Source organism: Cryobacterium sp. M23, assembly GCF_002929655.1.
Lineage (GTDB): Bacteria > Actinomycetota > Actinomycetes > Actinomycetales > Microbacteriaceae > Cryobacterium > Cryobacterium sandaracinum.
Genome location: NZ_PJJV01000031.1, coordinates 1 through 10,210, shown reverse-complemented (window position 1 = coordinate 10,210; position 10,210 = coordinate 1). Strand labels below are relative to the sequence as shown.

At 63.0% G+C, this 10,210-nt stretch carries 8 protein-coding genes and 4 pseudogenes; 8 read left to right on the top strand and 4 right to left on the bottom strand.

Features of this window, described 5'->3' with window-relative positions:
- Positions 1-95: 95 nt before the first annotated feature.
- Positions 96-335 (bottom strand): annotated as a pseudogene (locus CXY82_RS00580) (IS30 family transposase); the annotation flags it as partial.
- A 6-nt stretch (positions 336-341) separates the two neighbouring features.
- On the opposite strand from CXY82_RS00580, the pseudogene CXY82_RS00575 reads away from it, so the two are divergent.
- Both CXY82_RS00575 and CXY82_RS18435 read left to right on the top strand, forming a co-directional pair.
- Positions 342-821 (top strand): annotated as a pseudogene (locus CXY82_RS00575) (transposase); the annotation flags it as partial.
- A gap of 51 nt (positions 822-872) precedes the next feature.
- Complete coding sequence (locus CXY82_RS18435) at positions 873-1,304, top strand: glycosyl hydrolase family 65 protein (RefSeq protein WP_104169222.1); 432 nt, start codon at positions 873-875, stop codon at positions 1,302-1,304.
- Here CXY82_RS18435 and CXY82_RS00565 read toward each other — a convergent pair.
- Positions 1,292-1,696 (bottom strand): VOC family protein, encoded by a 405-nt coding sequence (locus CXY82_RS00565; protein ID WP_104169221.1) that lies wholly within the window; start codon positions 1,694-1,696, stop codon positions 1,292-1,294. The genes CXY82_RS18435 and CXY82_RS00565 overlap by 13 nt on opposite strands.
- A 40-nt stretch (positions 1,697-1,736) precedes the next feature.
- Entirely contained in the window at positions 1,737-3,632 is a 1,896-nt protein-coding gene (locus CXY82_RS00560; protein WP_104169220.1) for a transketolase, read from the bottom strand.
- Between the two features lie 170 nt (positions 3,633-3,802).
- Between CXY82_RS00560 and CXY82_RS00555 the strand changes: the two genes are divergently transcribed.
- Positions 3,803-6,280: a molybdopterin oxidoreductase family protein gene (locus CXY82_RS00555; RefSeq protein ID WP_104169219.1), complete on the top strand. Its 2,478-nt coding sequence runs from the start codon at positions 3,803-3,805 to the stop codon at positions 6,278-6,280.
- Entirely contained in the window at positions 6,280-6,738 is a 459-nt protein-coding gene (locus CXY82_RS00550) for a hypothetical protein (RefSeq protein WP_104169218.1), read from the top strand. Before CXY82_RS00555 ends, CXY82_RS00550 begins: the two co-directional genes overlap by 1 nt.
- Positions 6,739-6,858: 120 nt before the next feature.
- Here the strand turns inward: CXY82_RS00550 and CXY82_RS18430 are convergent.
- Positions 6,859-7,083 (bottom strand): annotated as a pseudogene (locus CXY82_RS18430) (undecaprenyl-diphosphate phosphatase); the annotation flags it as partial.
- Positions 7,084-7,242: 159 nt separating this feature from the next.
- On the opposite strand from CXY82_RS18430, the gene CXY82_RS00540 reads away from it, so the two are divergent.
- The 4 genes and pseudogenes from CXY82_RS00540 (at position 7,243) to CXY82_RS16845 (ending at position 9,995) form a co-directional block, all read left to right on the top strand.
- On the top strand, positions 7,243-7,644 hold the full coding sequence (locus tag CXY82_RS00540; RefSeq protein WP_233194011.1) for a hypothetical protein: 402 nt from the start codon (positions 7,243-7,245) through the stop codon (positions 7,642-7,644).
- Complete coding sequence (locus CXY82_RS00535) at positions 7,641-8,453, top strand: family 1 encapsulin nanocompartment shell protein (protein ID WP_104169217.1); 813 nt, start codon at positions 7,641-7,643, stop codon at positions 8,451-8,453. The genes CXY82_RS00540 and CXY82_RS00535 overlap by 4 nt, the downstream gene beginning before the upstream one ends.
- Before the next feature lie 239 nt (positions 8,454-8,692).
- Positions 8,693-9,252, top strand: a pseudogene (locus CXY82_RS17720) (IS3 family transposase); the annotation flags it as partial.
- A gap of 455 nt (positions 9,253-9,707) precedes the next feature.
- Positions 9,708-9,995, top strand: coding sequence for a hypothetical protein (locus CXY82_RS16845; protein ID WP_146069002.1), 288 nt, complete (start codon positions 9,708-9,710; stop codon positions 9,993-9,995).
- Positions 9,996-10,210 lie beyond the last annotated feature (215 nt).

Here is a 10,210-nt window from a genome sequence, read left to right as displayed (position 1 = left end):
TCGTCTTTGTACTCAGGAGTGAACTCCCGACGTGATCTTGCCATAGTGAACATTCTCTCTTGTGAGGTGTCCACTCAACGGGGTCAGGGCCATCTCGCTCCCTGGTCCCAGGTCAGTGACTTGCGCAGGGTCTCGGGCAGGCCGGTGATGGTCCGGGCGATCGCATCACAGACGGCATCGGCGCCGTGTCCGGCTGTCGCTGGCCCGTTCTTGACCTGCGCGCCGGCCATCTTGTGCTCGCCCATGGGAGGCAGGTGCAATAGCATCGTGAACCTCGTGGTGCGTTCGACGAGGGTCCCGATCGCGATCCCTCCCAGCCCGATGATCAGGTTCCCGCAACCGTCCTACCGCGCTCGGCCAAACAGCTCGCCGCTCTGCGCAGACAACGGTCCGACATCGCCGTCGAGGTCGAGAAGCTGGTGAACGACCACCCTTTTTCCCCCGTCCTGACGAGCATGCCCGGAGTCGGCGTCAGGACCGCAGCCCGGCTCCTCACCGAGGTCGCCGGCAAGCATTTCGAAACCGCCGGCTACCTCGCCGCCTACGCCGGCCTCGCACCAGTAACCCGACGTTCCGGATCATCAATCCGCGGTGAACATCCCTGGCGACGAGGAAACAAGATCCTTAAACGCGCCCTGTTCCTCTCCGCCTTCGCGGCCCCGCGAGACCCCGTCTCCAGAACGTAATACGACCGAAAAATCGCCCAAGGCAAACGCCACAACCAAGCCCTCATCGCCCTCGCCCGACGGCGGCGTGATGTTCTATTTGCGATGCTGCCCGACGGCACCCTCTACGAAACCGAACACCAACTCGCCGCTTGACAAAAATATAAAGGCACCCCCCCGGATCATCAACGACTGGGGGCAACGACTATGCCGGATCCGACAGGCCAACACGTATCCAGTTCACACCTTGTGGGCCTACGAAGAAAGTATCGGGAGGGGGGCATGCTTGTTGCTGGGTACGGCGGAACGCGGCACGCCGAAACCACGCTTCGCTTCGCCCCTCGGCTGCCTCCCGGGCTCACCAGGCTCGCGTTCGGACTGCTCCTGTCCGGGCGAATGCTGCGGGTCAAGGACACCGCCACGGCCGCCACGTACTCCACTCTCGATGGCGTGCCGGTCCAACTCGTCCACCACGGCCAACCGGTCACCGTTTCCGCTGGAAAACCGGTGAGTGCGCGATCCCCGCCCCACCACAACTCGGCGCCAGACCGACTCAACCTGACGGGCGTGATCCGCGGCGTGCCCGGCCGACAGGGTCGTGATCGACTTTTACGCCGGGTGTGTGGTTACCACTCGTAGATGCGTTGGACTATCTCGTGCCGCGGTGCCTGCTCGGGTCCCGGATAAGTGACCACGATCGGCACGTCGTCGGGACCACGGCCCTCGACCATCCTGAATCCATCGATGGTTTGGCTTGTCACGTGTGGTGACTGCGCGCGGAGTACCCGTTCACATCGTCGAAGTTCTTCTTCGTCCTCCGCTGTCCAGATCAGGTATTGGATCCCGACGGGACCGAGGGGATGCTCGGCGCGCGCTCCTATCTCGCGAAGGTTCAGCTCGCCGTCGTCGGCGCCGACCAGCAGCGCGGCGCTGTTGTTTCGAACCGTCACGTCGAAGCCGAGTAGTTTCTTGTAGAACAGCACTGATCGGTCGAGTTCACGTACAAACATTACTGCTGACGACAACCTCACTCTGCGCGCCTCCGGAAGTTGGCCGTGTCTGGGAGGCGCATTATCGAAACCCCATTAGTTCTCGGGCAGCGGCGACGATATGGCGGGCTGAGATCCCTGCGGCGTCGAGGAGTTCGGCCGACTCACCCGACATCGGTAGCTTGGCGACGCCGAGGAGTTTGACGTGCAGTTGTGGCACCTCCGCCTCAGCCAGAGCCTCCATCACCGCAGCCCCGATGCCGCCCTGCGGATAATGGTCCTCCACCACAACCAACCGTCCCTTCGTGATGCGGCAGGTGTCGATCAGGGTGTCCCGGTCGAGGGGTTTGATCGAGTACAGGTCGATCACCCGTGCGGCGATGCCGGACTGAGCGAGCTCCTCGGCGGCTGCTAAGCATTCGTGCAGGGTGACTCCCGCCCCGATGAGTGACACGGTGTCGTCGGCCCCAGCCCAATGGACCTTGCACCCGCCGAGGGGGAACTGCTCCTCTTGTCCGTAGATGACCGGATAGGCCCCACGGGTTGCGCGTAGGTAACTGATGCCGTCCGTGTCGGCCATTATCTTCACCAGCGCCGCAGTCGAGGGTGCGTCGCTTGGATACACCACAATTGAGGTGTGGATGGCCCGCATCGCCGCAATGTCTTCCAGCGCCATCTGGGAGGGCCCATCCTGGCCGATTTCAACGCCCGCGTGAGTGCCGACGAGGCGAATGTTCGCCTCCGACAAACCGGCCATCCGAATGAAGTCGTAGGGTCGGGCGATTAAGAAAGCTGCGAAGCTTGACGCGAAGGGGATGTATCCGCGCACCGACAAACCCACCGCGGAGGCGATGAGCTGTTGTTCAGAAGTGAACATTTCAAAGAATCGTTTCGGACAGACCTCCCGAAACTCGCCGGCATGCGTGGAGTCGCCGACCTCACCGTCGAGGACAACTACCTCCGGGCGCACCGCCAACGCCGAGATCGCGGCACCGAAAGCCGCGCGGGTGGCGACTTTCTCGCCGATCTCCCAGGTGGGGAGGGTGACGGCGACGTCCGGGTCGGGGACGATCGCCGATGTGCCGGCTTCGGGGACGGCGGTAGTGATAGTCAACCCGGTCACGCCACCCAGAGCAGCGATAGCCCGCTCCGCCATCTCCTGCGGCAGGGCCTTGCCGTGCCAGCCGTTTTTGTCTTCAATCTCGGGCACACCTTTACCTTTGATCGTGCGGGCCAAGACCACCGTCGGCTGCTCCGGATGGGACCGGGCCTCGGTCAGTGCCGCGTCGATCGCGGCGACATCGTGTCCATCGATCACGAGGGCACGGGCGCCGAACGCTTCGACCCGTTTGGCATACTTGTCCATGTCCCATTGCAGCTCGGTAGGACCGTCCTGGCCAAGCCGGTTGACGTCGACGATGGCCGTCAAGTTGCCGAGATTGTAATAACTCGCCTTGTCGATCGCCTCCCACATGGAGCCTTCGGCCATCTCGCTGTCCCCGCAGAGCACCCACGCCTGGTATGGCAGCTTGTCCAGGTACCTTCCGGCAAGACACACCCCGACCGCATCCGGTAGGCCCTGTCCGAGAGAACCGGTCGCAACATCCACCCAAGGCAGGATAGGCATCGGATGCCCCTCAAGACGAGAACCGAACTGGCGGTAGGTGTTCACCAACTCGTCCTCATCCACGACGCCCACCGCACGGTACATCGAGTACAACAACGGCGAAGCGTGCCCCTTCGAAAAGATCAGGTGGTCATTGGTCGCCTGCTGGGCGTTGGCCCAGTCATACCGCAGGTGCCGAAGAAGCAGGACCGACATCAGATCGGCCGCAGACAACGACGAGGTCGGATGCCCAGAACCCGCCCGGGTGCTGCAGCGGATGGAATCCACCCTCAACTGGGTCGCCAACGCACGCGAAAGATCCACCTGTTCGGTGCCCATCTTCGAGGTGTTCGGAGTGTGAGTCGTGGCCATGTTAACTGTTCCTTCGTCCCGTACGTCGGTAAAGAAATCAATGCAGTACCGTGATGATAATCCGCACAACATGGCTTTGCCACAGTGCACTTCAGATGAGTCCCGTCGTGACATTGATCTGAACCGCTCGTGAGCGCAGACTACAAGTCAGAGCGGAAGCGGGCATTGTCATGGTGGACAGGATCGGCGACATCTGGGGTACCAGGACGCCCTTTGCCCGAGGCGAGAAATGGCCGGTGCGCGTCGATCAGAAGTTGGCCGATGGGCTCGGCGACGACGACGTTGATCGCTGGGTGCAGTCGGCCTGCACGCTATGCAGCAATGGCTGCGCGTGCGACATTGCGGTGAAAGACGGGCGGATGGTCGGCGTGCGCGGCCGCGCCGTCGACATCGTCAATCATGGGCGACTCGGGCCGAAGGGCCTTTTCGGCAGCTGGCAGGGCATGTCCAATGGCGACCGGCTGACTCGTCCGCTCATCCGGATCGGTGGCGAGCTTGTCGAGACTGACTGGGACACGGCCATGTCCCGGATCGTCGAGCGAAGCAGGCAGCTTTTGGCGGACAAGGGACCGCTGAGTCACGCGTTCTATACCAGCGGCCAACTGTTTCTCGAGGAGTACTACGCGCTGGCGATTCTTGGCAAGGCCGGCATCGGCACTCCGCACATGGATGGCAACACCCGGTTGTGCACGGCGACCGCCGCCGCGGCGATGAAGGAGAGCTTCGGCGCGGACGGCCAGCCCGGCAGCTACGTCGACATCGACGAGTGTGACGCAATGTTTTTCTACGGCCACAACATGGCCGAGACCCAAACGGTGCTGTGGGCGAGGGTGCTAGACCGCATCGCCGGGCCGGACCGGCCGCGCATCGTCTGCATCGACCCGCGCGAGACCGAGGTGGCACGATTCGCGGACGTGCACCTCGCGGTGCGTCCGGGCACGAACCAGGCGGTGATGAACGGCCTGATCCGGGAACTCTTCATGAACGGATGGATCGATGAGGAGTACATCGCGGCGCACACCATCGGCGTCGACAAATTGCGGGCCGTGGTGGAACCATGGACCCCGGAGGCGGTAGCGGACACCTGCGGTGTCCCCGCCGACGACGTGCGGGAGGCCGCGCGTATCTTCGGCACGAGCGAGCGGGTGCTCTCCACCGTTTTACAGGGCTTCTACCAGTCGGCGCAGGCGACCGCAGCATCCTGCCAGGTGAACAATATGCACCTGCTCCGAGGAAAAATCGGCACCGCGGGGAACGGGGTGCTGCAGATGAACGGCCAGCCCACCGCACAGAACAACCGAGAGTGCGGGGCGGACGGGGACCTTCCCGGATTCCGCAACTGGGAGAACCAGGAGCACGTCGCCGAGCTCGCGACACTGTGGGACATTGATATCTCGGTCATTCCGCACTGGGCACCCCCGACCCATGCAATGCAGATCTTCCGCTATGTCGAGCAGGGCAGCATCGAGTTCCTCTGGATTTCGGCGACGAACCCGGCGGTCTCGATGCCGCAACTGGCTCGCATCCGCGGCATCCTCGGCCAGGAAAGCGTCTTCCTGGTCGTGCAGGACCTGTATCTCACCGAGACGGCGAGGTACGCCGATGTCGTGCTGCCTGCCGCGGGCTGGGGCGAGAAGACAGGAACCTTCACCAACGTGGACCGTACGGTGCATCTCTCCGACAAGGCCGTCGAGCCGCCCGGTGAGGCAAGGAGCGACCTCGACATTTTTCTTGACTACTCGGCACGGATGGATTTCCGCACGAAGTCGGGCGCGCCACTCCTCGACTGGGCGAGGCCCGAGGATGGCTTCAGCGCCTGGCAGGACTGCAGCCGCGGGCGCCCGTGCGACTACACCGGCATCAGCTACGAACGACTTCGCGGGGGAAGCGGCATTCCCTGGCCATGCAACGACGAGCATTCCGACGGAACGGTTCGACTCTATGGTGACGGCGTCTTCCGCACCGAACCCGACGATTGCGAAACGTTCGGCCATGACCTGCTCACCGGCGCGACGGTCGGCGAGCAGGCGTTCCGTGCGCTGGAGACCCACGGTCGGGCCCTCTTCAGGGCTGCAGCCTACGCGCCACCACACGAAGAGCCGGATGCCGACTACCCGTTGCGATACACGACCGGTCGCACGGCCTACCAGTTCCACACCCGTACTCGAACCGGTCGCGCTCGGCAGTTGAACAATGCCGCACCGTCGGCGTGGATAGAGGTCTCGGTGCCGGATGCTGGCCACCTCGGTATCTCGGAGGGCGACCTTGTCCGGGTCACCTCCCGCCGCGGCGAACTCGTCCTGCCCGCCCGCGTCGGAAATGTGCGCGAGGGAACAGTATTCGCTCCGTTCCACTACGGCTACTGGGATTCCGGTCGGTCCGGCCCCGACGGCCAACCCACCGCAGCCAACGAACTGACGGTGACCGAGTGGGATCCGGTATCCAAGCAGCCCCTGTTCAAAAACGCGGCCGTGCGTGTGGAAAAGATAGCGGACGGTGCCGGGCCGTCCCCCGCCCCAACCACCGCCGCATCCCGACCCGCGGATCCCCGCGGCGTGCCGGTCACCGACGGCGGTGGTGACGCGGAGGCGCACGAATCGATACCCCCGATTGAGCCGCTTACCGTCGCAACCGGGCAGGGAAACTGATGCTGTTACCCGTGTACCTCGGCATGCTGGCGACGGCCGAGCATTCCCTCGCCGACTCATTCCGCCAGGTCGCGGCAGAACACGGCAACGAACCGGACGTACTACACCTCTGCGAGGCCCTCGCCGCGCAGTGCGACCAGCACGAGAAGGCGCTCGCCCCCGCAATCGGCCGCTATGGCGAGCGGCCCGACGACGAACCGGAACGACTCCATGCCGACGCGGTTCTGTCCAGCCGCAGCGGCGCCATCGGCTTTCTTCGAGACCTGCAGGACGTCTACATTCTGGCCAGCCTGGTCGACGTCACCTGGACCGTGGTCAAACAGGCCGCCCTCGGGCTCCGCGACGGTGAACTCGTCGAGATCATCACCCGATGTGAGGGGCAGACGAAGGTGCAACTCGACTGGCTTAGCACCCGCATGAAACAGGCCGCCCCGCAGGCACTCATCGTGGCACGCTGACGACGACGCAGCCTGGCGGCCGCGACCGCGACCGCTACAACGAAGTGCGCCAGCGTTGCGGCCAGCGTAGTGCCCCAACCGACAGAAGCACCGATCGTTTCCGGCCTGCGTGGCTGCTTCGTATCCGCCGGCGGCGACGAGCGCCGGGACAGTAAGTAAAAACGAGAGCCGGGTTGCGGCGACATGCTCGAGGCCGTGGAATACTTTTGCGCTGATCGTCGCGACCGACCTTGACCCACCCGGAATTGACGCGATGCATTGGAGGAGCCCGGTCGCGATCGCGTCATTTAGTAGGATCTGCTGTTTCGACCGATTCTGGTGAGCGGCCCACTCCGCCCACCACATCACTACGATCCAGCGGAGCAGTCCCTCGACATCGACCCAGAGATGTGCCGACCGATGATCGAGAAGGCATCCTCACTGAGTCCAGGCGATCGGTTGTCTGCAGGGCCGGTGCGGAGTACCGTGGTAGTGGTACCGCCAACGTCGGAAGAGGGTGTTGAAATGGGCTTTGATCAGTACCACGAACCTGCTGGGGAGCTGTCCGCGCAGACCCGCACCTTCGCCCGGATGTGCGCGAACCTGACCGAAGAAGCTGAGGCCATCGGGTGGTATGAGCAACGCATTTCGCTGGAGCCCGATGCCACCTCCCGCGCCATCATGGAGGACTCGCTGGGTGAGGAGTTCAAGCATTTCAGCATGGATCTGGAGTTCCTGATGCGGGCCAAACCGTTGTGGCGCGAGACCGCCCGCGGCATCCTCTTTCAGGATGGTGACATTGTTGAGAATGGTGAACGATCGGAAGCTGCGGCTGCTGAAAAACATGGTCGGGCTTCCGATACGCCCGGCGGGGTAGGTTCGATCTCATCCTTAGGAATCGGCAGACTGAAGCGAGCAGAATCATGAGCATAAACCATTTACTGCGGACCCTCGCTCCGATTTCTCATGACGGCTGGCAGCTGCTAGATAAAGAAGCGAAGGAACGTCTGACTGTGACGCTCGGTGCGCGGAAGGTCGTGGATTTCTCGGGCCCTCACGGGTGGTCATACTCGTCCACCAACCTGGGGCGGACCGAAGCTGTGGCAGACGTCCCCGTCGTCGGCATCAGTGCATGTCGCCGTGAGGTGTTGCGGTTGACTGAGGTACGGGCCGAGTTCATCGTTTCCCGCAGGGACCTGCTTGACTACGACCGAGGTGCTGCGGATCCGGATCTGCGAGATCTCGACAGGGCAGTCATGCGCATGGCCAGCACGGAAAATATTGCCGTCTTCCACGGCTGGGAAAGTGCGGGCATCACGGGCATCACGGAGTCATCCCCGAATGCTGCCATCGAACGGGTAGAGGACTTCAACGACTATCCTCGACGGGTGGCCCTGGCCGTCACGGCGCTGCTCAGGAACGGTATCAGCGGCCCATATGGGCTTGCGCTGGGTCCCAATGACTACACGGCCGTAATCGAGACGAGCGAGCACGGCGGTTATCCCCTGTTGGACCACCTGCGCCAAATCCTAGGAGGCCCGATCGTGTGGGCCGCCGGCGTTCGCGGCGCGGTCGTCCTGAGCTTGCGCGGCGGGGACTTCCTCTTCGAATCCGGCCAGGACCTCTCTCTCGGTTACGACTATCACGACGGCGAAGCGATTCACCTGTACCTTGAGCAGTCGTTCAGTTTCCGGGTCGCCACACCCGAGGCCGCCGTCGAAATGGTCGGCGAGTAGCTCAGTTTTCGGGTGGACGGACCGGAAGGAGACACCGATGAACCACAATTTCAACGGTGGTGACCGGGCAGGTTAAAAATTTCGAGGCCGGTCAGATCGCCAGCAAAATCAGCGGGGTACACACGAAAGACACCGAGTACAAGGGCCACCTGCACCTCTGCACCGAAGAGGATGGGACTGCCCCCGGTTTGGTTGATTCCTGACCTGTGGAGATTCATCTTCGCTGGAAAGATATCATCATGCCCAAGCCCTACCCGCCCGAGTTCCGCCGCGATGTCGCGGTCGCCCGGAAGCACGAAGCCCCGCTGAACCAGATCGCGAGAAACTTCAGGATCTCCGAGTCCTGTCTCGCGAACTGGCTGAAGAAAGCCGACGTCGAAGAAGGCGTCAAGCCCGGCGTAACCGAGAAGGAGTCCGTCGAGCTGGGGGATGCGAAGAAACGCACTCGGCTGCTCGAGCAGGAAGCCGAGGTCATGCGCCGTGCCGTCGCCTATCTCTCCCGGGACGTCAACCCAAAATGATCTACCCGCTGGTCCGTGAAATGGCCGTGGACGGTGTCCCCGTCACGGTGACCTGCCGGGTGTTGCACTTCTCCAAACAAGCGTTCTACCAATGGAAACGCAACCCCATCTCCCAGCGCGACTGGGACGACGCCCACCTCACCAACGCCGCCTGGGATATCCACCGAGACGACCCCGCGTTCGGCTACCGGTTCATCTCCGACGAGCTGGGCAAGGCCGGCCTCACCGCGGGTGAGAACCGGGTCTGGCGGCTGTGCTCGCAGCAACGGCTCTGGGCCGCGGGGTCGATGGGCGCCTACCGAGTGTCAGTCGCCGGGCTCATTGCGGCAGTGTCCGTGATGCGCGCCTTCGAACTGGGCGGCGGGACGGCCGCACCCGAAGCGATGGTTCTGCTCATCGTGGTTCTGACGTTGCCGTTATCTACTGCTTACTATGTCGTCGGTTCACTGGGTTCATCGCAAGTGTCCGGGCCAGCAGAATTCGCCGTCGAAGCATTGACCATGAGCGCGGCGTTGTACTACCTGGGATTCTTCCTCTTGGCTGCCATCAACGCTGCCATCTTCAGATGGATAGTGATCAGCACTCGCCGACGGCGGGCGGAAGCTCAGGCTGATTCCTGACGGTCAACCGACGCGGTAGGGCCCGCGGAGCCAGCGCGAAGCAGTGGCCTGGCGAGGACAAGCCCGCAAACCAGGCCAGCAAGGGCAACAGGGAAAGTCACCAAGGCGCTGAGGTGTGGGAGCAGAGAACCTCCAAAAAACAAGGTGAGGCCGCCGACAAGGACAGCCGGGGCTGCGACGAGGGCGCAGGACCAGATGGGGGCGTGCATCAACCGAGCCCAGACCACGGCAGCGAAGAGGGCGACCGAACCCACGAGAATGAGAATCTTCCCCACACGATCGCGTTCAAGAGCCTCACCGGTTGGCTCAAAATAAAACGCATTATCGAGACCTGTCCCCAACAGGACCAGCCCGACGAGGATGAGCGCGGACCATGCGACCAGGGCGGCAACCCAGAGTAAGAGGCGGACCCAACTGGCTGTCATCGCTCCACTCATTTCTGTTGTAGTCATGTGCGGAACGTGAAATGCGCTTCTTGAAAGCCGCAGGTCGTCGAGTGTCACCTCGTCAGGTTCCCCCCAACTGGACGCGTCAACGGAATTTGTCAAGGTGAATGAGGCCAGCGTGAGTTTAGGCGGCTAGTTTCGGCTCTTGTTCTTGAGCTTCGGCGGGTTTG

Excerpts from the sequence above, each read along its gene's own strand:
- CXY82_RS00550 (WP_104169218.1), top strand. The coding sequence starts at position 6,280 with ATGCTGTTACCCGTGTACCTCGGCATGCTGGCGACGGCCGAGCATTCC.
- CXY82_RS18435 (WP_104169222.1), top strand. The coding sequence starts at position 873 with ATGCCGGATCCGACAGGCCAACACGTATCCAGTTCACACCTTGTGGGC.
- CXY82_RS00535 (WP_104169217.1), top strand. The coding sequence starts at position 7,641 with ATGAGCATAAACCATTTACTGCGGACCCTCGCTCCGATTTCTCATGAC.
- CXY82_RS00560 (WP_104169220.1), bottom strand. The coding sequence starts at position 3,632 with ATGGCCACGACTCACACTCCGAACACCTCGAAGATGGGCACCGAACAG.
- CXY82_RS00540 (WP_233194011.1), top strand. The coding sequence starts at position 7,243 with ATGGGCTTTGATCAGTACCACGAACCTGCTGGGGAGCTGTCCGCGCAG.
- CXY82_RS00555 (WP_104169219.1), top strand. The coding sequence starts at position 3,803 with ATGGTGGACAGGATCGGCGACATCTGGGGTACCAGGACGCCCTTTGCC.